Consider the following 22,114-nt stretch of genomic DNA (forward strand, 5'->3'; position numbering starts at 1 on the left):
GGATCATGGCAGCCTCGGATCGAGAGTGAAGACCGTCGAGCTCGTGACGGCGGGGCTGCCGGCAGGACGGGTGATCTTGGAGACGTCGACGAGAGCCGACGAGGTGAGCGAGTCTCCCGAGTTGCTGAGCGCGTAGATCGACCACGTGCCGTATGGGAGGGCGATGGTCGCCGCGTTGCCGGAGGACTTGGGGTACGTCAGCGTCATCGCGCTCGCGGTCGTGGCGGTCGCGCATCCCGGGTCGCCGACCGTGGCTGCGGCCACCGCGCTCTTCGCCACCAGCCACTTGCCGGAGACGGCGACGGTGACGACGGGCATGGCGACGGGGGTGGTGGGGATGCTCGGCCCGGAGGGTGTGGGGACCGCTTTGCCGCGCGCGCCGACGTGTCCTGCGGCATTCTGCTGCGTCCACTGCTGCGGGTCGACCGAGAGGCAGGTCGGCTGTGAGGCGCCGGCGGCCATGAACGCACCGGCGAAGACGGAGTATCCGGAACCGAACGGGAAGAGCGGCGTCGTCGCCGTGACCCCGCTGAGCGTAGGGATCGTGGTGTACGGGTCTGACTGCGGGACGTACGTCATCGGGAGGTTGGTCGGGATGAGCGTGCCCGCCGCGGCGAGGGTGAGCTGCGGCGTCGCCGCCTTGTCGTACTGCATCTCGATGACGGCGGACTGGCCGGCGACGACCGAGGCTTTCACGGTCGGGACCTGCACTTGGGAGTTGCTGATCGAACCATCCCCCGCCTTGCCGATCGTGACCGTGTATGCGCCAGGCGTCACTTTGAGCGCATAGCTGCAGCCGTCGACATCGGTCGACGGCGGCCCCGGGGTGATGGTGGCGGCGGTGTTCGGGGTGATGCTCGAATCCGGCTTGGCCGTGATCGGGATGTTGGCGACACCCGCGCCGCTCGCGTTGGTCACGTGGACGAGGATCGTGCCGGACGCCGGGTCGTTGATCGGCCCGGCCGGGGCGAGCAGCGTGCTGGCCTGGACGGGGTTCGTGCCAGGGCGCATCCCGGACCAGGAGATGCTGACGTTGAGGGTCTTGTTCTGCAGGATGCCCTGGCTGGTGCCGCAGTCGGCGACGGCGCCGGTGCTGGTCACCCAGCCGACGGACTTCGTGATCGTGTACTTCGTGCCGTCGATGGTCTGGGTGAGCGTGCCGCTCGCGACGGAGAAGACGTCTTTCGCCGAGCGAGCCGCGTCGACCTGCTGGGCGGCGAGGTTGGCCGCGACCTCGTTGGCCCTGGACGACCGGGTGAGGGTCATCGACAGGGTGAGCGAGTATGCGACGAGGACGGAGATGATGCCGAAGACCATCATCGCGATGAGGACCTCGATGAGGGTGAAACCCGACTCGCGGGTCTCGGTGGTGCGGAGGGGGCTAAGCACGGGGGTCACCTCCCTGGTCGGGTGTCGGGAGTGGGTAGCCGGGGTGAGGCGGGGTGAGGCGGGGTGAGGCGGGGTGAAGCGGGGTGAGGCGGGGTGCCGCGTCAGGAAGCGCGGCACCCCGCCTGGCTACATCAAGAGCATTTGTCCTTGGTGGCGCCGACATTCTGGTCGATGTGGAACCAGTTGCCGGTCTTGCTCTGCGCCTGGATGCAGAACGTCGTCGCGCTGGTCGTGGTGCTGCCGAAGGCGGGCGGGGACTGGAGCTGGTCGCCGGATGTGAATCCGTAGTTCCCGAGTCCGGTCGTGGCATCCGTGGAGAGGACCGGCGTCGTCGCTGTCGACCCCTTGTCGGTGTAGTAAGCGACCACTGCGGTCTTCGCGTTGGTCAGGTCGGACTGGACCGACGCGTCCTTCGCGTTGTTCTGGACCCCGATGTAGATCGGGATGGCGATGGCGGCGAGGATGCCGATGATGATGACCACCACGAGGAGCTCGATCAGGGTGAAGCCCTTCTCGTCCTCTTCGAGCAGGCCCTGGCGGCGAGCGTTCAGCTTGCCCATGAGTCGGAAGTACATTGCAGTTTCCAATCGGTCGGGTAGTGCGGGTCGGGGAGCGTTTGCGAGTGCCGCTCCGGTGTTGACCATAATTCCCAGGAGATTTTGAGAAACATCCCACATTTGGGGGGTTTTTGGTGAGATATCACCCCAGTTGAGGGGAGGAAACGCACACTTCGCCCCTGGTCGGGGGTCAGCTACTTCACAGCGGAGGCGATGCTGAAGATCGGCAGGTAGAGGGCGACGACCATGCCGCCGATGATCACGCCGAGGAACGCGATCATGAGTGGCTCGATCATGGCGGTGAGCTGCTCGGTGGCGGCCTCCACCTCCTGCTCGTAGAAGTCCGCGATCTTGTCGAGCATGGACTCGAGGGAGCCGGCGTCCTCACCGACGGCGATCATCTGCGTGACCATCGCGGGGAACACGGGTTGCTTGGCGAGGGGCGCCGCGATCGATTCACCCTGCCGCACGGACTCGGCTACCTCCTCCAGCGCGTTCTGGATCACCCAGTTGCCAGAGGTCTCCCCCACTATTCGGAGAGCCTGCAGGATGGGCACGCCCGCGCTGATCATGTTCGAAAAGTTGCGGCTGAAGCGCGCGATTGCGATCTTCTTCAGCAGGGAACCGAAGACGGGCAGCTTGAGCTTGACCGGATCGACCTTCCGCCGGACCGCCTCGTCGTTCTTGTGCCTGCCCCACCAGATCGCGAAGGCGATGCCGCCCACGATCAGCACGGGCGCGATCCACACCATCGCGTGCGAGAGCTGGACGAGGATCTCGGTCGGCAGAGGAAGCTGGCTGCCCATGCTCGCGAACATCTTCTCGAAGATCGGGACGACGAAAAGCAGCATCACGATGACGGAGACGACCGACATCAACAGCACGATCACGGGGTAGGTCAGCGCCGACTTGATCGACGACTTGAGCTTGACCTCCTTCTCGAAGTTCGACGCGACCGCTTCCAGCGCGTCGTCGAGGAAGCCGCCTGTCTCCCCGGCTCGCACCATGTTGATCATCAGCGGGGGGAAGACGTCGGCGTGCTTGCGCATGGCCTCTGAGGTCGAGACGCCGGACTCTACTTGGTCCCGCACATCCGACAGCACCGCCTGCAGCTTCTTGTTCGGTGTCTGCTCGGCGAGGATGTTCAGCGTCCTCAGCAGCGAGAGACCCGAGGCGATCATGGTCGCCATCTGCCTGCTCATCACGGCGAGCTCTTTGAGCTTCACCCCCGAGCCGAAGCTGAGGTTGATATCGCGATTCAGGCCCGTGCCCTCCGGCGACTCGGCGATCGAGACCGGGGACAGGCCCATGGTCCTGAGGCGGGCGGCGACGGCCGCCTCGCTCGACGCATCCACCCGGCCTTTGACGATCTTGCCGTCGGCGTCCCTGCCCTTGTACGCGTACGCGGTGCTCGCGGGCATAGCTCTACCTCACCGTTCCTGAGTATGTGTCGCCGAAGTCCGGCCCGCTGGACGCGATGGCCATCGCGGAGGCGTCGGTGGGCGACTCCGCGCGCTGGATGAGACGGGTGATGCCCTCCAGGTCGTGCGCCTTGTCCATCGCCGCCTTGCGGGTGATCTGGCCGGAGTTGACCAGGTCGGCCAGGTGCTGGTCCATAGTGCGCATCCCGGAGTCGCGGCCCGCCTGCATCATCGAGGCGATCTGGTAGGTCTTGCCCTCGCGGATGAGGTTGGCGACCGCGGGGGTCATCATCAGGATCTCGGTCGCGACGACGCGGCCTCGGCCGTTCGCGCGCTTCACGAGTGTCTGGCAGACGACGCCCTGGAGGGTCGCGGCGAGCTGGGCGCGCACCTGGTCCTGCTGGTGCGGAGGGAACACGTCGATGACGCGGTCGATGGTCTGCGGCGCATCCTGGGTGTGCAGGGTGGCGAAGACCAGGTGGCCGGTCTCCGCGGCGGTGAGCGCGACAGAGATGGTCTCCAGGTCGCGGAGCTCGCCGATGAGGATGACGTCGGGGTCCTGGCGCAGCACGTGCTTGAGCGCGGCGCCGAAGCTGTGCGTGTCGTGGCCGACCTCGCGCTGGTTGACGATCGACTTCTTGTGGGTGTGCATGAACTCGATCGGATCCTCGACCGTCACGATGTGGTCGGCGCGGGTCGAGTTCACGAGGTCGATCAGGGCGGCGAGAGTGGTCGACTTGCCGGAGCCTGTCGGGCCGGTGACCAGCACGAGACCGCGCGGCAACTGGGAGAACGAGCCCACCGCATCCGGGACGCCGAGCTCGTGCAACTGCTTGATCTCGGTCGGGATGAGGCGGAAGGCCGCGCCGACGGAGCCGCGCTGCTGGTAGATGTTCACACGGAAGCGGGAGTTGGCGGAGATGGTGAACGCGAAGTCGAGTTCCAGTTCGCGGTCGAAGATCTCCTGCTGGCGGTCCGTGAGCAGACTCGTGATCGCGGCCCTGGTGCGGTCGTGGTTCCACGGCGTCGGCGCACCGGCCGGGCGGAGGCTGCCGTCGACGCGCACCATCGGGGCGGTGCCGACGGTGACGTGCAGGTCGGATGCGCCCTGGTAGACGACCTCGTGCAGTGCGGCGACGAGCTCGGCGTCAGCACGCTCCAGCGCCTCGCGCTCCACGGCGGTGAGGGTTTCGTCGATGGGGTCCGGCACGTGCGGGTGCTGCACGATGGGAAGGGTGGCTTCCGGCACGGGCTCTGCTGCCCGGCGTCCTGCAGGGATGATGCGTTGCACGGGGTACAGGTCGTCGGGGACCGGCGCAGGAAGCGACACGGGGTCGGAGACGGGCGCTGGCAGCGACACGGGCGCGGGCGGTGCCACGGAGACGGGCGGGAACGCGGGCGGCGGCAGCACAGGCGGCAGCACAGGCGGCGACACCGGCTGCAGCACAGGCGGCGGCAGCAGCGGCACCCCCGCTCCCGGCGCCCAGCCTTCAGCGGTCGAGCCCGGCGGCGTCACCGGGATCTCGTAGACCGGCTGCGGCTCCGATATCTCGTAGACCGGCTTCGGCTGCGGGATCTCGTAGACCGGCTTCGGCTCCGATATCTCGTAGACCGGCTTCGGCTCCGATATCTCGTAGACCGGCTTCGCCGTGGGCGGCGGGAATCCGCCCCAGCTCGTGTCGTTGCTCGCATCCGATGCCATGAGCCCTCCTAGGCCACCACTCGCAGGATCTCTTCCACCGAGGTCAGGCCGAGCTTGGCCTTCTCCCAGCCGTCTTCACGCAGCGTGAGCATCCCCTGCTCCCTCGCCGCCCTGCCGATCTCGGCACTGGATGCACGACCGACGGCGAGGCGCTCGATCTCCTCGCTCACCGCCATCACCTCGTGCACCGCGATGCGGCCGCGGTACCCGGTGTTCGAGCACGTCGGACAGCCGACGGGCACGAACACCACAGGCGGAGCCTCGTCCGAGGTCACAGGGAAACGCAGACGCTGCAGGTCGTCGGCCGAATACGTGGCCGGCTGCTTGCAGCGGTCGCACAGGCGACGGGCGAGGCGCTGGGCGACCACGCAGTCGAGGGCGGAGCCGACCAGGAACGGCTCGATGTCCATCTCGGTGAGCCTGGTGACAGCGCTCGGCGCATCGTTGGTGTGCAGCGTCGACAGCACGAGGTGGCCGGTCAGCGAGGCCTCGATGGCGATCTGCGCCGTCTCGTGGTCGCGGATCTCGCCGAGGAGGACCACATCCGGGTCGCTGCGGAGGATGCTGCGGAGCGCGCTGGCGAACGTGAGTCCTGCCTTCGGGTTCACCTGAACCTGGTTGATGCCCGCCATCCGGTACTCGACAGGGTCTTCGACCGTGATGACGTTGATCTCGGGCCGGGCGACCGCGTTGAGCGTCGTGTAGAGCGTTGTCGACTTGCCGGAGCCGGTCGGACCGGTTACCAGGATCATCCCGTAGGGCTTGGAGTACGACGTGCGATACGTCTCGAAGTTGCGCTCCAGCAGGTTGAGGTCGCGGAGCGTCATCCCGGTGTTCGTGTTGTCCAGGATGCGCATGACGACCTTCTCGCCCCACACCGTCGGCAGGGTGGCGACGCGCAGGTCGATCTGGCGGCCGCCGTGCACGACGGACATGCGGCCGTCCTGCGGTTTGCGCCGCTCCGCGATGTCGATGTCGCTCATGATCTTGAGACGGGAGATGACACCGTTCTGGATGCTCTTGGGCGCGCTCTGCATGGCGTGCAGCACCCCGTCGATGCGGTACCGGACGCGGACGTCGTGCTCGGCGGGCTCGATGTGGATGTCGGAGGCGTGGTCCTGGATGGCCTGGCTCACCAGCAGGTTCACGAACCGCACGATGGGGGCGTCGTCGTCGCTCGACTCCGCGATGGTGAGGCTGGACTCGTCCGGAGTGGTCGACTCCTCCTCAAGCGTGGTGGTCAGGTCGCTCAGCTCGTCGTCGGCACGGATGTACCTGTCGATGGCGGCGAGCAGGTCGCCGAGCTCTGCAACGGCGGGGGCGATGTTCATCCTGGCGGCGGCGCGCACGTCGTCGATGGCGAACACGTTGCCCGGGTCTGCCATCGCGAGGATCACGGTGCCGTCGGCCGTTCCGATCGGCAGCACGGAGTGGCGGCGGCAGATCGCGCCGTTCACGAGCGAGACGGCCGTGCGGTCCACGGGGTAGTCGGCGAGCTCCACGAACGGGAGGCCGGTCTGGGCAGCGCGGGCGCGCGCCAACTGGCCGGCGCTGATCGCGCCGCGGGCCAGGAGGTCGCGCACAGCGGCCTCATCGGCTGTCGGCTCGCTCGTCACCGTGTCGAGGTACTCGATCGGCAGATGGCCGTGCAGGATCAGGATTTCCGTCATCGACGCCACGGGAGCCTCCTCGCAAGGACGATGCCGGGGCGGGTCGGGTGTCTCGGCAGGTGCGGCGGTACTGCAATATCACTTCTTCGGGTGAAGCGGTGTCACACTATTCCCGCGCGTCCCGCGCGCACCACTCCCGCGTACAGGTGCCACACACCTGGGGGCCAGCGTCCTACGCGCCCCACGACTCGTGCCAACCACGCGGTGCAGGATGCGCGGACCGCGGTTATCGCACGAGTCGCCCGCGATCGGTTCGTGCAAAACGTGCGGTGCGGGATGCGCGGACCGCGGTTATCGCACGACTCGTGCGCGATCGGCTCGTGCGAAACGTGCGGTGCGGGACGCGCGGACCGCGGCTATCGCACGACTCGCGCGCGGCTCAGCGGCGACGGATGTCCGCGCGGCGAGAGGCGAGGTAGACGAGCACGCCCGCGATGACCGCGGAAGCCATCGTGGTGATCCAGAACGGAAGGGTCGCAGCGGCGCGGCCGGTGGTGGCCTGCACGATGCCGAGGACGAAGCTGCCGACGGCCACGACGAGGAGCGCCACCGCGACGCCGACCATCGCACGGCCGGTCGAGTCGGTGTATTCGAGGAGGTGACGCCACATGCATCCATTGTCGCGCATCCCGTGGGCTCCCCCGTCCACGCCCGAAAACGAGGACGGCCCCCGGTGCCGAAGCACCGGGGGCCGTCCGTCGTTCGGAATCGCTTAGTTGTACGTTCCGGGGGTGTAGTCGTCCGAGCTGAAGCTGTCGAAGTCGACGAAGCTCAGGTCGTTCTCGCTGAAGGCCGAGTCGTCGGCGAAGATGCGGTTGGGGTACCGCTCCGCCTTCGCCTCTTCCGTTGCCTCGACCGTCACGTTGCGGTAGCGGGCCAGGCCGGTACCGGCCGGGATCAGCTTTCCGATGATGACGTTCTCCTTGAGGCCGATCAGCGGGTCGGACTTGCCCTCCATGGCCGCCTGCGTGAGGACGCGGGTGGTCTCCTGGAAGGACGCGGCCGACAGCCACGACTCGGTCGCGAGGGAAGCCTTGGTGATACCCATGACCTCCTGGCGAGCCGACGCGGTCTTCTTGCCCTCGGTGAGAGTGGCGCGGTTGACCTCGTTGTACTTCGAGCGGTCGACCAGCTCGCCGGGCAGCAGGTCGGTGTCGCCGTGCTCGACGACGGTGACCTTGCGCAGCATCTGGCGGACGATGACCTCGATGTGCTTGTCGTGGATCGGAACACCCTGCGACCGGTAGACGCCCTGCACACCACCGACGAGGTGCTTCTGCACCTCACGGACGCCCTTGACGCGAAGAACTTCCTTCGGGTCGACGGCGCCGACGATGATCTGCGTTCCGAGCTCGACGTGCTGACCGTCCTCGACGAGGAGGGTCGAACGCTTGAGCACCGGGTAGACGTGCGGCTCGTCGCCGTTGTCCGGGGTCAGGATGACCTTGCGGCTGCGCTCCGTGTCCTCGATGGTGATGCGTCCGGCTGCCTCGGCGATCGGGGACGCACCCTTGGGGGTGCGGGCCTCGAACAGCTCCTGCACGCGGGGCAGACCCTGCGTGATGTCGTCAGCGGATGCGGAACCACCGGTGTGGAAGGTACGCATGGTGAGCTGGGTTCCCGGCTCACCGATCGACTGGGCCGCGATGATGCCGACGGCCTCGCCGATGTCGACGAGCTTGCCCGTGGCGAGCGAGCGGCCGTAGCAGGCAGCACACACACCGACGGCCGACTCACAGGTGAGCACGGAGCGCACCTTGATGTCGGTGACACCGGCGGCGACGAGCTTGTCGATGAGGACGTCTCCGACGTCGTCACCGGCCTTCGCCACGACGGTTCCCTCCGGCGACACAGCGTCGGCGGCGAGGGTACGGGCGAACACCGAGTTCTCCACGTTCGCGTCGCGCACCAGCACGCCGTCGGCGCCGGCCTCGGCGATCGGCAGGTCGAGACCCTTGGTCGTGCCGCAGTCGTCCTCACGGATGATGACATCCTGCGAAACGTCCACGAGACGACGGGTCAGGTAGCCCGAGTCGGCGGTACGGAGGGCCGTGTCGGCCAGACCCTTGCGGGCACCGTGCGTCGCGATGAAGTACTCCGCCACCGACAGACCCTCGCGGTACGAGGAAATGATCGGACGGGGGATGATCTCACCCTTCGGGTTGTTCACCAGACCACGCATACCGGCGATGTTGCGCACCTGCAGCCAGTTACCACGGGCACCGGAGGTGACCATGCGGTTGATGGTGTTGTCCGCCGGGAAGTTGGCGCGCATGGCCTCTGCGACCTCGTTGGTCGCTTCGGTCCAGATCTTCACCAGTTCCTGACGACGCTCGAGGTCGGTCGTGAGACCCTTCTCGAACTCGGCAGTGACCTTGGCGGCCTTCTTCTCGTAGCCGGCGACGATCTGCGGCTTGTTCGGCGGCGTCAGGATGTCACTCAGCGACACCGTCACACCGGACCGGGTGGCCCAGTAGAAACCGGCGTCCTTGATGCGGTCCAGCGCTGCCGCGACCTCCACCTTCGGGTAGCGCTCAGCGAGGGCGTTGACGATCGAGGAGATCACGCCCTTGTCGGCGACCTCGTCCACGAACGGGTAGTCCGCCGGAAGCGCCTCGTTGAAGAGGGCGCGACCGAGGGTCGTCTCGACGATGGCGGTGACACCCTCGGTGCCGGTCTCGTTCGCGTCGGAGGGAACGTAGTTCTCCAGACGGATCTTGACCTTGGCGTTGAGGTGCAGCGAACCCTGGTCCTTGGCGAGGATCGCCTCGGAGACCGACGAGAACGCACGGCCTTCGCCCTCCGCACCCTCGCGAACGGTGGTGAGGTGGTGCAGACCGATGATCATGTCCTGCGAGGGCAGGGTGACCGGGCGGCCGTCGGACGGCTTCAGGATGTTGTTCGACGCGAGCATCAGGATGCGCGCCTCGGCCTGGGCCTCGACCGACAGCGGCAGGTGCACAGCCATCTGGTCGCCGTCGAAGTCCGCGTTGAAGGCGGCACACACGAGCGGGTGGAGCTGGATGGCCTTGCCCTCGACGAGCTGAGGCTCGAACGCCTGGATGCCGAGACGGTGCAGGGTGGGTGCACGGTTCAGCAGCACGGGGCGCTCGCGGATGATCTCCTCGAGCACGTCCCAGACCTGCGGACGCGAACGCTCGACCATGCGCTTGGCCGCCTTGATGTTCTGAGCGTGGCTCAGGTCGATCAGGCGCTTGATCACGAACGGCTTGAACAGCTCCAGAGCCATCTGCTTGGGCAGACCGCACTGGTGCAGCTTGAGCTGCGGGCCGACGATGATGACCGAACGGCCGGAGTAGTCGACGCGCTTTCCGAGCAGGTTCTGGCGGAAACGACCCTGCTTACCCTTCAGCATGTCGCTGAGGGACTTCAGGGCGCGGTTGCCGGTTCCCGTGACGGGGCGACCGCGGCGGCCGTTGTCGAACAGTGCGTCGACGGCCTCCTGCAGCATCCGCTTCTCGTTGTTCACGATGATCTCGGGGGCACCGAGGTCGAGCAGACGACGCAGACGGTTGTTGCGGTTGATCACGCGGCGGTACAGGTCGTTCAGGTCGCTGGTCGCGAAACGGCCACCGTCGAGCTGCACCATCGGGCGAAGCTCCGGCGGGATGACCGGGACGACATCCAGGACCATCGCTGCCGGCGAGTTGCCGGTGGCGAGGAACGAGGAGACGACGCGCAGACGCTTGATCGCGCGGATCTTCTTCTGTCCCTTGCCGTTCGCGATCTGGTCGCGGAGCAGCTCGGCCTCGGCGGCCAGGTCGAACGCGAGCAGGCGACGCTTGATCGCCTCTGCGCCCATGTAGGCCTCGAAGTACAGGCCGAAGCGGTCCACGAGCTCGTTGAAGTCCGCGTCCTCCGGCTTGAGGTCGCCGACCTTGAGGGTGCGGAAGGACTCCCACACGCGCTCCAGGCGAGCGATGTCCTCGTCGTAGGACTTGCGGATCTGGCCCATTTCCTTCTCGGCCGTGTCCTTGACGCGACGCTTCTGGTCGGCCTTGGCGCCTTCCTCCTCCAGTGCGGCGAGGTCGGTCTCCAGGCGCTGCAGACGGTCCGCGATGCGGCTGTCGCGCTGGTCGGACAGGGTCTTAATCTCGAGACGGAGCTCGTTCTCAAGGCCGGGCATGTCGGCGTGACGGCCCTCTTCGTCGACCTCGATCACCATGTACGCGGCGAAGTAGATGACCTTCTCGAGGTCCTTCGGCGCCATGTCGAGCAGGTAGCCGAGACGCGAGGGAACACCCTTGAAGTACCAGATGTGGGTCACGGGAGCTGCGAGCTCGATGTGGCCCATGCGCTCGCGGCGGACGGAGGACTTGGTGACCTCCACGCCGCAGCGCTCACAGACGATGCCCTTGAATCGCACCCGCTTGTACTTGCCGCAGGAGCACTCCCAGTCACGGCTCGGACCGAAGATCTGCTCTCCGAAGAGGCCGTCCTTCTCGGGCTTCAGCGTGCGGTAGTTGATGGTCTCGGGCTTCTTGACCTCGCCGTACGACCAACGACGGATGTCGTCAGCAGTGGCCAGGCCGATACGCAGTTCATCGAACGTTGTTGCGTCGATCAATTTTCCTTCTTTCCTGGAAAAAGTGTGTCAGTGAGGTCTGGCCGCTTAGATCTCGTCGATCGACGACGACTCGAAGCGGGAGGAGATGTTGATGCCGAGCTCTTCCGCAGCGCGGAACGCTTCGTCGTCCGCGTCGCGCAGGCTGACCTGCTGGCCATCGGCCGAGAGCACCTCGACGTTCAGGCAGAGCGACTGCATCTCCTTGATGAGCACCTTGAAGGACTCCGGGATGCCCGGCTCCTGGATGTTCTCACCCTTGACGATGGCCTCGTAGACCTTGACGCGACCGATGATGTCATCCGACTTGATGGTCAGGAGCTCCTGGAGCGCGTACGCGGCACCGTATGCCTCGAGCGCCCAGACCTCCATCTCACCGAATCGCTGTCCACCGAACTGCGCCTTACCACCGAGCGGCTGCTGGGTGATCATCGAGTACGGACCGGTCGAACGCGCGTGGATCTTGTCGTCGACCAGGTGGTGCAGCTTCAGGATGTACATGTAGCCGACCGAAACGGGGTCAGGGTACGGCTCGCCGGAACGGCCGTCGAACAGCTGGGTCTTGCCCGAGCTGCCAATGAGGCGGTCCCCGTCACGGGTGACGGTGGTCGAGTCGAGCAGACCGGCGATCTCCTCCTCCTTGGCACCGTCGAACACCGGGGTGGCGACCTTGGTGTTCGGGGCGGCGGAGAAGGCGGCCTCTGGGAGCTCTGCAGCCCACTTCGGCTTGCCCTTGACCTCCCAGCCGTTCTTCGCGATCCAGCCGAGGTGGATCTCGAGGACCTGACCGAAGTTCATTCGTCCTGGGACACCCAGCGGGTTGAGGATGACGTCGACCGGGGTTCCGTCGGCGAGGAACGGCATGTCCTCGACCGGCAGGATCTTGGAGATGACACCCTTGTTGCCGTGACGGCCGGCGAGCTTGTCACCAGCGGTGATCTTGCGCTTCTGGGCGATGTAGACCACGACACGCTGGTTGACGCCGGAGCCGAGCTCGTCGTCGCCGTCCTGCGAGTCGAAGACCTTGACGCCGATGATCGTGCCCTCTTCACCGTGGGGAACCTTGAGCGACGTGTCGCGCACCTCGCGGCTCTTCTCGTTGAAGATCGCGCGGAGCAGGCGCTCCTCGGCCGAGAGCTCGGTCTCGCCCTTCGGCGTGACCTTTCCGACCAGGATGTCTCCTGGGCGAACCTCGGCGCCGATGCGGATGATGCCGCGCTCGTCGAGGTCGGCCAGGAGGTCCGGGCTGACGTTCGGCAGGTCGCGGGTGATCTCTTCCTTACCCAGCTTGGTGTCGCGGGCGTCGACCTCGTACTCCTCGATGTGGATCGAGGAGAGGGTGTCGTCCTTCACCAGGTTCTGGCTGAGGATGATCGCGTCCTCGTAGTTGTGACCCTCCCACGGCATGAACGCGACGAGCAGGTTCTTGCCGAGCGCGAGCTCACCGTTCTCGGTGGCGGGACCGTCGGCGATGACCTCGCCTTCCTCGATCCGGTCGCCCTCGGAGACGATGACGCGGTGGTTGTACGACGTGCCCTGGTTGGAGCGGTCGAACTTGCGCAGGTAGTAGGTCTTCGTGCCACCCTCGTCGAGCTGGATGGTGACGGCGTCAGCCGACACCTCCGACACGACGCCGGCCTTGTCGTTGATCAGCACGTCGCCGGCGTCGATGGCTGCGTAGCCCTCCATACCGGTTCCGACCAGCGGGCTCTCCGAGCGGACGAGCGGCACAGCCTGACGCTGCATGTTGGCACCCATGAGGGCGCGGTTCGCGTCGTCGTGCTCGAGGAACGGGATGAGCGAGGTCGCGACGGACACCATCTGGCGCGGCGAGACGTCCATGTAGCCGATCTCGTCGGCCGGGATCAGGTCGACCTCTCCACCCTTCTGACGTGCCAGGACGCGGTCCTCCGCGAAGTGGCTGTCAGCGGTCAGCGGAGCGTTGGCCTGGGCGACGATGTAGTCGTCCTCCTCGCTCGCCGTGAGGTAGTCGATCTGGTCGGTGACCTTGCCGCCGACGACCTTGCGGTACGGCGTCTCGATGAAACCGAACGAGTTGATCCGCGCGAACGATGCGAGCGAACCGATCAGGCCGATGTTCGGGCCTTCCGGGGTCTCGATCGGGCACATGCGGCCGTAGTGCGACGGGTGGACGTCACGGACCTCGACGCCTGCGCGCTCACGGCTCAGACCACCGGGGCCGAGGGCCGAGAGGCGGCGCTTGTGGGTCAGACCCGCGAGCGGGTTGTTCTGGTCCATGAACTGCGAGAGCTGGCTGGTTCCGAAGAACTCCTTGATCGCGGCGACGACGGGGCGCACGTTGATCAGGGTCTGCGGGGTGATGGCCTCGATGTCCTGCGTGGTCATGCGCTCGCGGACGACGCGCTCCATGCGGGACAGACCGGTGCGGACCTGGTTCTGGATGAGCTCGCCGACGGCGCGGATGCGACGGTTGCCGAAGTGGTCGATGTCGTCGACGTCGAGACGGATCTCGACAGGCTCTCCGTTGCGGACGCCGTTGAACGTGGTCTGGCCGTCGTGCAGCGCGACGAGGTACTTGATCGTGGCCAGGATGTCCTGGACGGTCAGCACCGAGTCGCTCAGCGGGGCGTCGAGCCCGAGCTTGCGGTTGATCTTGTAACGGCCGACCTTGGCGAGGTCGTAGCGCTTCGAGTTGAAGTAGAAGTTGTCGAGGAGCGCACGCGCGGCCTCGGCAGCGACCTGCTCACCCGGACGCAGCTTGCGGTAGATGTCCTTGAGTGCCTCCTCCTTGGTGAGGATGGCGTCCTTCTCGAGGGTCAGCTCGATCGACTGGTAGCCCTTGAACTCCGAGAGGATCTCCTCGGAGGTCAGACCGAGCGCCTTGAGGAACACGGTGACGGACTGCTTGCGCTTGCGGTCGATGCGAACGCCGACCTGGTCGCGCTTGTCGATCTCGAACTCGAGCCATGCACCACGGCTCGGGATGACGCGAGCGGAGTAGATGTCCTTGTCCGACGTCTTCTCGGGCGTGCGCTCGAAGTAGACGCCAGGGCTGCGGACGAGCTGCGACACGACGACACGCTCGGTGCCGTTGATGACGAAGGTGCCCTTCTCGGTCATCAGGGGGAAGTCGCCCATGAAGACGGTCTGCGTCTTGATCTCACCGGTGAGGTGATTCATGAACTCGGCTTCGACGTAGAGAGGAGCGGAGTAGGTCTTGCCCTTCTCCTTGCACTCGTCGATCGAGTACTTCTTCTCTTCGAGGAAGGGGTTGGTGAAGGAGAGCTGCATCGTCTCACCGAGGTCTTCGATCGGAGAGATCTCCTCGAAGATCTCCTCGAGACCGGTGTTGCTCGGCAGATCCTGGCGACCCTGCTCCTGGGCTTCGGCGACGCGGGCCTTCCACGCGTCGTTTCCGACCAGCCAGTCGAAGCTCTCGGTCTGCAGTGCGAGCAGATCCGGAACGGTGAGGGTGTCAGTGATCTTTGCGAACGAGAGACGAGATGCGTTTCGTCCGTTCTTGGGTGTCTTGTCAGTGTTGGTTGCGTTGCGCGCAGCAGCCAAGGAAATAACCTCCGTGGGCCCCGTCGGGCCTCAGTTACTGTCTGTCAGTGTGTGTACTGTATGGACGAGAACTCCCAGGGGATCGTGCTGGCGCCCATCTGACCTGTGAACCAGGCCCAGGCGCGCACGGAAGATAAGCAAGGCCGACCACAATATGAAGGCAGATGTTTGTCTGGGAGCGCAAAAGACAACTATATGTCAAATGGGCGCGCCGTGTCTACTCTTTTCTTGACCCGATGCGCATCCTTGCGGTATAACCCGCGAAGCCCCTCCGTTATTTCCGCGGAAAGACGCGGATTCAGCCCGTCGGAAGCGAGTCGACGGTCGCGAGAATCGCCTCCTCGCGCGAGCGCGGAGACCAGCCGAGCACCCGTTCCGCCTTCGCTGCAGACGCCCTCCGCACCGATCCGAGATCGGGGAGGGACCCCCGCACGGCACGGCTGAACGGGGCGAGCGCCTTCAGCACCCAGTCCGGCATCGTCTTCGTCGTGATGCGGGCGCCGGCCTCGCCGAGATGGCCCCGGATGAGGAGGGCCACCTCCTGCGCGCTCATCACGTCGCCCGCGATGGCGATGAATCTCTGCCCCACCGCCTCCGGCCTGGTCATGGCCAGCAGGTGCAGCGCAGCGACGTCGCGGACGTCCACGATGCCGAAGCTGACGTTCGGCAGGCGAGGGAGGCGCGCATCCCGCACCGCCTTGATGAGTTGCACGGAGCTGGAGTAGTCGTGCCCGAGCACAGGGCCGAGGATGCCGACGGGGTTCACGGTCGCCAGCTCCAGGGCGCCGCCGTCACGGGCGACTCCCTGTTCTTCCTGGATGAACGCCCAGGCCGCGCGCTCGGCGATCGTCTTGGACTTCACATACGCGCTCACCTGGACGCTGCTGTCGAGGTCGGTCCAGTCGTCCTCGGTGAACGGGCGGTCCGTCTGCGGGTGTCCGTAGCCGACGGCCGCGAACGAGGAGGTGAGCACGACCCGCTGCACGCCAGCATCCCGAGCTGCGCGCAGGACACGGAGGGCACCGTCGCGAGCCGGCACGATGAGCTCGTTCTCGTCCTTCGGCTGCGTCGCGGGGAACGGGGAGGCGACGTGCAGCACGTAGGCGCAGCCCTCGACCGCCTCGGCCCAGCCGTCGTCGGAGGTGAGGTCGGCGACGGCGAACGTGAGCCTGTCCCCTCCCGCGTCCACCAGGCCCCCGGCGACGAGCTGGGAGCGGACATCAGCGGCGCGGGCGGGGGTGCGGATGGTGGTCCGCACGTCGTATCCGGCCTGCAGAGCCTGCAGGACGCAGTTCGCCCCGACGAAGCCGGAGCCACCGGTGACGAGCACTCGTTGTGTCATGCCGCTCATCCTCCTCCTGAACTCAGGAACGGACGAGGGCGATGGCCTGAGCGCGGTCGCGGACGGCCAGCTTGGCGAAGATGGCGTTGATGTGCGTCTTCACCGTGGCGACGCTGACGAACAGGGTGGAGGCGATCTCGCCGTTACTGAGGCCGTCTGCGACGAGGGCCAGCACATCCACCTCCCGTTTCGTGAGGGTGGGGAAGCGGGAGGAGAGCGATGCAGCCGGTGACGGCGTCTGGCCGGTGGCGGCGTTTGCGGCGGCGCCGGGGCCGCCTGTCAGCGTACTGACCAGAAGCGCCCCGACCTCGGGAGCGAACGTCGACTGACCGCTGGCGACCGCGCGCACAGCGGCGGCGAGCTCTGCGCGGCCCGCATCCTTGGTGAGGTAGCCGCGCGCCCCAGCCCGCAGCGCGCCGAGGATCGATTCGTCGTCCGCGTATGTGGTGAGAACGAGAATCGCCGTGCCAGGCAGCTCGCGCACGATGCGCTCGGTGGCGGCGACCCCGTCGAGTCCTGGCATCCGCAGGTCCATCAGGACCACATCCGGATGCTCGGCCGCGGCGAGCGCGACGGCCCGCTCCCCGTCCTCCGCTGCGCCGACCACTTCGATGTCGGGCAGAAGTCCGAGCACCGTGACGAGGCCGTCGCGGATGATGGCCTGGTCGTCGGCGACGACGACGCGGATGCTGCGCTGGTCGGTCATGAGAGCTTGGCCTCCACGGTCACGGTGAAACGGTCGCCCGCCACGCCAGCGGTCGCCGTGCCACCGAGCGGGAGGGCGTGGAAGCGTTCGCGCATCCCCTCCAGGCCGTGGCCCCCTCCTGACGCGGCGAGAGCGGAGGCAGCTCCGTCGTCGGGGAGCGGGTTGGAGACGGTGAGGCGCACGCTGCCATTGTTCCAGTCGAGCTCAGCGCGCACGGGCTCGCCCTGTGCGTGCTTGCGCGCGTTGCTGAGCGACTCCTGCAGTGCTCGTTGCAGCGCGGCGGCCTGTGCCGCTGTGAGCGTCACCGGTTCGCCGTGCATCGTGACGTCGACAACGCCGCCGAGCGAGCGGTGGGCAGCGAGCAGATCGTCGACCGCCGCCGAGAACGCGGACGGCGCGACAGAGCCGGATGCGCCGCTCCCGTCGGGATCGCGCAGTGCCGCGACCGCGCGCCTGGCCTCGCTGAGACCGCTGGCGGCGAGCGCCCGCGCGTCCGTCACCCTGGCACCGGCCGCGGCTGTGTCTCCCGCTTCGAGGAGGGCCTCGACGGCGTCGAGCTGGATGACCAGGCCCCCCAGGCTGTGCGCGAGCACGTCGTGCAGGTCGCGGGCGATGGCGATACGGGCTGCTTCCTCTCTCATCTCCAGTTCGCGCTGTTGCAGGAGCACGGCCTGCTCCTCCGCCTGGCGGAACTGGCGTCTGCTCAGCCCGGCGAACACGGCGAGGACGACGCCGCCCATCATCGCGAGGACGGCTGCGACGTCCGTGCCGAACGGGATGGCACCGACGGCGACCAGCGCCAGCGTGACGGCCGCCAGCCCGAGACCGGCGAGCACAGGGAAGCGAAACGTGCCGACCGTGGCGAGGACGGCGATGGCCGCCGGGACGACGGAGAGACCGTCCGACGGGGCGGCGACGATGCCGCCCGTCACCGCGGCGACGACGAGGAGCGTCGGTTCGAGGCTGCGAACCCCCGCGAGGCCGAGAGCGCCGCGGACGAGCCAGGCGGCGACGGACACCAGCGCGAGGACGAGCACCCAGAGCGGCCGCTCGCCCGAGTGGGAGACGACGAGGGAGAACCCGACGGCGAGCGCGCCGAAAAGATTGAGCGCGAAAGCCAGCGGGCTCTGTCGTCCTGTCGGGTTCACGATCCCATCATGGTGCGAACTCGGCCGGCAGGCGTCGTCACACGGTCACGGCCGCGTGGCGGCCGAGCCTGCTGGCGAAGACCGCCGTGCGCGCTGCCCGGTTCGCGGCGAGCATGAGCAGGATGACTCCGGTGGATGCGGCGAGATGCGACCCTGCCATCCCGGCCAGCACGTCGATGCCCACCCGCACGGCGACGACGAGCACCCAGAGTGCGAGACCCCACGCGCCCGTGCGGGATTCGTACGTCGCGAGCTCTCTGCGGTCCTTGCCGATGTCGATCGGCTCGGCCAGCGGTCGGAAGTGGGCGATGGCGCCCATCCACGCCCCGATGCCGAGGGAGATCACCAGTTCGACGACGAGCACTCCGAGGTCGAGGGCGGTCAGCGCCGTCGGCGTGGTGGTCTGCACGATCAGGACGAGGCCGACGATGCCGAAGATCGCGGGCATCCGCCACATCCGGCCGATCGAGACGGGGCGCCAGGTCATCTGGCGAACGCCGATCCACCCGATCGCGACGAGGATGAGGAGAGCGTTCCCGAGCGTTTGGAGCGTCATGGCCGGCCTTTCGTAGTCCTGCGGCGCCGGGTTGTTCCGGCACTGTTCCAGCGTGGCTCGGCCGGCTCGCATCCGGCACAGCCCCAGGGTGGGGATGCGGGTGGGGATGCGGGTGGGGATGCGGGTGGGGATGCGGGTGGGGATGCGGGTGGGGATGCGGGTGGAGATCGCAGCCCGATCCCGCGCGACTAGGGTGGATGCCGTGCCAGAGAACCCGTCCGTCGTGCTCAAGGAGAGCGGCTATCTCGCGACGATCGAGCCGGACAGGTTCGTTCCTGGCTCGTACCAGCTCGTGGTGGACGGCACTCCCCAGTCGCACGTCAACCTCGACGACCCGTCGCAGCTCTTCTTCGAGTACGTGCAGCGGATGGGGAACGTCATCGACCTCATCGGCGATCCCGGCGAGCCGATCACGGCCGTGCACCTCGGCGCGGGTGCGCTGACGCTGCCGCGGTACATCGCATACACCAGGCCGGGCTCGCGCCAGCAGGTGGTGGAGCTGGAGAGTAACCTCGTGGACCTGGTGCGGGAGAACCTGCCGCTCCCCCGCTACGCGCAGGTGCGCATCCGTCACGGCGATGCCCGCGACGTGGTCGGCAAGCTGCCCGCCGGGCTGCGCGGCTCGGTCGACCTGCTGGTCATCGACATCTTCAGCGGTGCGCGCACCCCTGCGCACGTCACCAGCGTGGAGTTCTACCGGTCAGCGGTGTCGCTGCTCGCGCCGGACGGGATCGTGCTGGTCAACGTGGCGGACGGGCCTCCGCTGGCGTTCGCGCGCAGCCAGATCGCCACGCTCGGCTCTGTGGTGGAGAACGTCGCGGCGCTGGCGGAGACGCAGGTGCTCAAGGGGCGCAGGTTCGGCAACGTCGTGCTCGTCGGGTCGAACGCCTCGCTGCCGCTCGACTGGCTGCCTCGCCTGCTCGCCAGCGGTCCGCATCCGGCGAAAGCGGTGGCGGGCGCCGAGCTGAAGACCTTCGCTGGCAAAGCGCCGATCGTCACCGACGCCACCAGCGTCCCCTCCCCACCGCCCGCCCGCAGCATCTTCCAGACCGGCACGCGCCGCGACTGACGCCCGCGCAGCAATCGAGCCCGCAGTTATGCACGCCTCGGCCCGGCGTGTCGCGTGCATAACTGCGGGCTCGATTGCTGCGCGGAGTCAAGCGTGGCGGAAGGCGACCCGCTGGCCGGGGCGGAGCTGGGCGAAGGCGTCGAGGGAGGCGTCGGCGACCACGGCGATGACGGGGTATCCGCCTGTCACGGGATGGTCGGCCAGCAGCACGGTCGGTCTGCCGTCCGGCGACACCTGCACCGAGCCCGCGACCAACGGCTCGCTCGGCAGCTCGGCGGCGACGGCGCGCTCCAGCAACGGCACGGTATGCTTCTCCACCCCCGCGGCGTGCGCCGGTCCGCGCGGAGGATCGAGCCGCGCGCCGACCCTGTTGCTCGACACGCTCACCCGCCACTCCACGGCGTAGAACGCATCCAGGGCGGCGGCCGTGAACCAGTCGGCTCGTGGGCCAGGATGCGCGCGCACCTCCACCACGTCCGCGCCCGGCTCCGCGACCGGCACGAAGTCGAGCAGCGGCACCTCGGCCAGGGGATGCTCGCCCACCCCGAGCACGTCGCCGGCGCGCAGCGGGGACGGCCCGAGCCCCGACAGCAGGTCGGAGGACCGCGAACCGAGCACCTGCTCCGCGACGATGCCGCCGCGGACGGCGAGATAGCTGCGCGCCCCGACAGCAGGAGCCGCGATGGTGAGCACGGCTCCCGCCTCCGCGTGCTGCGCGAGGTGCAGGTCCACGGTTCGGCCGTCGAGCGCGATGGCGCCGGCCGCGCCGGTCACGGCGAACCAGGCGGGGGCGTCGAACCGCGCGGCGAACCCGCCGAAGAGGAGTTCGAGCCCCGCGCATCCATCGTCGTTGCCGACCAGGCGGTTGCCGAGCGCGAGCGCAGCCCTGTCGAGCGCGCCGGAGCGGCTGACGCCGAGATGTGCGAGACCGGGCCTGCCGCGGTCCTGGACGACGGCGAGCGGGCCGGGCTCGACGACCACGATGCTCACGACGTCTCCACGAACCGCACTGCCGTGCCGGGTGAGAGCAGCGCCGGCGTTTCGGCCGACGTGTCCCACACGGTCGCGTCCGTCGTGCCGATCAGTTGCCAGCCGCCGGGACTCGACCGCGGGTACACGCCGCTGAACTCCCCCGCGAGGCCCACCGCCCCGGCGGGGACGGCCGTGCGCGGGGTGGCTCGGCGTGGCACCACGAGACGGTCGTGGTCGGTGACCAGATAGCCGAAACCCGGCGCGAACCCGCAGAACGCGACCAGCCAGGTGGATGCGGTGTGCAGCGCGACCACCTCGGCCGGCCGCATCCCGAGCAGCGCCGCCACCTCAGCCAGGTCGTCGCCGTCGTAGCGGACGGGCACCTCGACGACGCGCGCCTCCGCGGCGTGCGGCGGCTCAGGCTCGGTGTGCGCGAGCCAGATCGCCGCGACGCTCAGCGGGAGGACGGAGGGGTCGACGGTGACGCCGATCGTGCGGGCGGCGGGCACCAGGTCGATCACGCCGTGTGGACGGGTGCGTTCGAGCGCGCGGTAGAGGGCGAGCACCGCATCCAGATCGTCGAGCTCGGCCAGGAGGCCGTGGTCGCCGTTCGGGAGGATCCTGGGGAGAGCGCCGCGGAGGGTGCTTCCGAGGGCGCCGCCGGTCATCGCCACGCCTCGACGCGCACGCCTACGCCGGTCAATGCGGCGCGCACCGCCGCGGCCATGGCGACGGCGCCCGGGGTGTCGCCGTGCACGCACAGCGAGTCGACCCGCACCGCGATGTCGGTGCCGTCCTCCGCGACGACGCGTCCATCCAGCGCGAGGCGCACCGCGCGCTCGGCGATGGCGGCGTCTCCGGAGAGGACGGCGCCCGGCTCAGTGCGCGGCACCAGGGTGCCGTCTGCGCGGTAGCCGCGATCGACGAACGCCTCGTTGACGAAGCGGAGGCCGGCATCCCGTGCCGCCTCCGCGATGGCGGATCCGGCCAGCCCGAGCAGAGGGAGCGTCTGGTCGAAGGCCGCGACGGCACGCGCCACCGCCCCGGCTTGCTCGCGGTCGGCGACGATGCGGTTGTAGAGCGCACCGTGCGGCTTGACGTACGAGACGCGCGTTCCAGCCACCCGTGCGATTCCGCTCAGGGCGGCGAGCTGGTAGAGCACCTCGTCGTGCAGTGTGTCAGGCGGCACGTCCATGCTGCGGCGGCCGAATCCGGCGAGGTCGCGATAGGAGACGTGAGCGCCGACGGCGACGCCGTTCTCCGCTGCGAGCCTGCAGGAGGCGAGCATCGTGGATGCGTCGCCTGCGTGGAAGCCGCACGCCACGTTGGCACTCGACACCAGGCGCAGCATCGCCGCATCGTCGCCCAGCGTCCACGCGCCGAACGACTCGCCGAGGTCGCTGTTGAGGTCGATCGAACGTTCCACCCGTCCATTGTGTCGGCTCGCCGCG

General features: G+C 67.9%; 16 protein-coding genes. 1 reads left to right on the forward strand and 15 read right to left on the reverse strand.

Going from position 1 to position 22,114, the window contains the following annotated elements; translation table 11 throughout:
* Positions 1 to 3: 3 nt before the first annotated feature.
* The 12 genes from ACYVGI_RS01575 to ACYVGI_RS01630 all read right to left on the reverse strand — a co-directional run bounded on the left by ACYVGI_RS01575 (position 4) and on the right by ACYVGI_RS01630 (position 18,853).
* A complete protein-coding gene (locus tag ACYVGI_RS01575; protein ID WP_460630904.1) occupies positions 4 to 1,389 on the reverse strand; it encodes a prepilin-type N-terminal cleavage/methylation domain-containing protein in 1,386 nt (461 codons plus the stop codon).
* A gap of 131 nt (positions 1,390 to 1,520) precedes the next feature.
* The gene (locus tag ACYVGI_RS01580) at positions 1,521 to 1,964 is read right to left on the reverse strand and encodes a type IV pilin protein (protein ID WP_460630905.1); all 444 of its coding nucleotides are present in this window, start codon (positions 1,962 to 1,964) and stop codon (positions 1,521 to 1,523) included.
* A 176-nt stretch (positions 1,965 to 2,140) separates the two neighbouring features.
* Positions 2,141 to 3,367: a type II secretion system F family protein gene (locus ACYVGI_RS01585; protein WP_460630906.1), complete on the reverse strand. Its 1,227-nt coding sequence runs from the start codon at positions 3,365 to 3,367 to the stop codon at positions 2,141 to 2,143.
* A 4-nt stretch (positions 3,368 to 3,371) separates the two neighbouring features.
* Entirely contained in the window at positions 3,372 to 5,069 is a 1,698-nt protein-coding gene (locus ACYVGI_RS01590; protein ID WP_460630907.1) for a type IV pilus twitching motility protein PilT, read from the reverse strand.
* 8 nt (positions 5,070 to 5,077) lie between these two features.
* Positions 5,078 to 6,748 (reverse strand): GspE/PulE family protein, encoded by a 1,671-nt coding sequence (locus ACYVGI_RS01595; RefSeq protein WP_460630908.1) that lies wholly within the window; start codon positions 6,746 to 6,748, stop codon positions 5,078 to 5,080.
* A 370-nt stretch (positions 6,749 to 7,118) separates the two neighbouring features.
* Positions 7,119 to 7,349, reverse strand: a complete 231-nt coding sequence (locus ACYVGI_RS01600) for a hypothetical protein (protein WP_460630909.1) — start codon at positions 7,347 to 7,349, stop codon at positions 7,119 to 7,121.
* A 102-nt stretch (positions 7,350 to 7,451) separates the two neighbouring features.
* On the reverse strand, positions 7,452 to 11,327 hold the full coding sequence (locus ACYVGI_RS01605) for a DNA-directed RNA polymerase subunit beta' (protein ID WP_055894679.1): 3,876 nt from the start codon (positions 11,325 to 11,327) through the stop codon (positions 7,452 to 7,454).
* A gap of 45 nt (positions 11,328 to 11,372) precedes the next feature.
* Positions 11,373 to 14,870 carry a DNA-directed RNA polymerase subunit beta gene (gene rpoB / locus ACYVGI_RS01610; RefSeq protein WP_055894677.1) on the reverse strand — a complete coding sequence of 1,166 codons (3,498 nt, stop codon included), beginning with the start codon at positions 14,868 to 14,870 and terminating at the stop codon, positions 11,373 to 11,375.
* Between the two features lie 298 nt (positions 14,871 to 15,168).
* On the reverse strand, positions 15,169 to 16,212 hold the full coding sequence (locus ACYVGI_RS01615) for an SDR family oxidoreductase (protein ID WP_460630910.1): 1,044 nt from the start codon (positions 16,210 to 16,212) through the stop codon (positions 15,169 to 15,171).
* A 22-nt stretch (positions 16,213 to 16,234) separates the two neighbouring features.
* Complete coding sequence (locus ACYVGI_RS01620; RefSeq protein ID WP_460630911.1) at positions 16,235 to 16,918, reverse strand: response regulator transcription factor; 684 nt, start codon at positions 16,916 to 16,918, stop codon at positions 16,235 to 16,237.
* Positions 16,915 to 18,066, reverse strand: a complete 1,152-nt coding sequence (locus tag ACYVGI_RS01625) for a sensor histidine kinase (protein WP_460630912.1) — start codon at positions 18,064 to 18,066, stop codon at positions 16,915 to 16,917. The genes ACYVGI_RS01620 and ACYVGI_RS01625 overlap by 4 nt, the downstream gene beginning before the upstream one ends.
* Before the next feature lie 37 nt (positions 18,067 to 18,103).
* Positions 18,104 to 18,853, reverse strand: coding sequence for a hypothetical protein (locus ACYVGI_RS01630; protein ID WP_460631488.1), 750 nt, complete (start codon positions 18,851 to 18,853; stop codon positions 18,104 to 18,106).
* On the opposite strand from ACYVGI_RS01630, the gene ACYVGI_RS01635 reads away from it, so the two are divergent.
* Positions 18,777 to 19,691, forward strand: coding sequence for a spermidine synthase (locus tag ACYVGI_RS01635; protein ID WP_460631470.1), 915 nt, complete (start codon positions 18,777 to 18,779; stop codon positions 19,689 to 19,691). The two genes, ACYVGI_RS01630 and ACYVGI_RS01635, sit on opposite strands and share 77 nt — an antisense overlap.
* 87 nt (positions 19,692 to 19,778) lie before the next feature.
* On the opposite strand, the gene ACYVGI_RS01640 is transcribed toward ACYVGI_RS01635, so the two are convergent.
* From ACYVGI_RS01640 to ACYVGI_RS01650, 3 genes are read right to left on the reverse strand one after another with little or no spacing between them, the layout of a single operon-like run.
* Positions 19,779 to 20,681: a 5-oxoprolinase subunit C family protein gene (locus ACYVGI_RS01640; protein WP_460630913.1), complete on the reverse strand. Its 903-nt coding sequence runs from the start codon at positions 20,679 to 20,681 to the stop codon at positions 19,779 to 19,781.
* Positions 20,678 to 21,331, reverse strand: a complete 654-nt coding sequence (gene pxpB, locus ACYVGI_RS01645) for a 5-oxoprolinase subunit PxpB (RefSeq protein WP_460630914.1) — start codon at positions 21,329 to 21,331, stop codon at positions 20,678 to 20,680. The genes ACYVGI_RS01640 and pxpB overlap by 4 nt, the downstream gene beginning before the upstream one ends.
* Positions 21,328 to 22,089 carry a LamB/YcsF family protein gene (locus ACYVGI_RS01650; RefSeq protein ID WP_460630915.1) on the reverse strand — a complete coding sequence of 254 codons (762 nt, stop codon included), beginning with the start codon at positions 22,087 to 22,089 and terminating at the stop codon, positions 21,328 to 21,330. Before ACYVGI_RS01650 ends, pxpB begins: the two co-directional genes overlap by 4 nt.
* Between the last annotated feature and the right edge of the window lie 25 nt (positions 22,090 to 22,114).

The sequence above is a fragment of the Leifsonia lichenia genome (assembly GCF_054780215.1).

What these genes read in the sequence shown, in the direction of transcription:
- ACYVGI_RS01580 (WP_460630905.1), bottom strand. Translation starts at nt 1,964, where the DNA reads ATGTACTTCCGACTCATGGGCAAGCTGAACGCTCGCCGCCAGGGCCTG.
- ACYVGI_RS01585 (WP_460630906.1), bottom strand. Translation starts at nt 3,367, where the DNA reads ATGCCCGCGAGCACCGCGTACGCGTACAAGGGCAGGGACGCCGACGGC.
- ACYVGI_RS01590 (WP_460630907.1), bottom strand. Translation starts at nt 5,069, where the DNA reads ATGGCATCGGATGCGAGCAACGACACGAGCTGGGGCGGATTCCCGCCG.
- ACYVGI_RS01600 (WP_460630909.1), bottom strand. Translation starts at nt 7,349, where the DNA reads ATGTGGCGTCACCTCCTCGAATACACCGACTCGACCGGCCGTGCGATG.
- ACYVGI_RS01615 (WP_460630910.1), bottom strand. Translation starts at nt 16,212, where the DNA reads ATGACACAACGAGTGCTCGTCACCGGTGGCTCCGGCTTCGTCGGGGCG.
- ACYVGI_RS01620 (WP_460630911.1), bottom strand. Translation starts at nt 16,918, where the DNA reads ATGACCGACCAGCGCAGCATCCGCGTCGTCGTCGCCGACGACCAGGCC.
- ACYVGI_RS01635 (WP_460631470.1), top strand. Translation starts at nt 18,777, where the DNA reads ATGCGGGTGGAGATCGCAGCCCGATCCCGCGCGACTAGGGTGGATGCC.
- pxpB (WP_460630914.1), bottom strand. Translation starts at nt 21,331, where the DNA reads ATGACCGGCGGCGCCCTCGGAAGCACCCTCCGCGGCGCTCTCCCCAGG.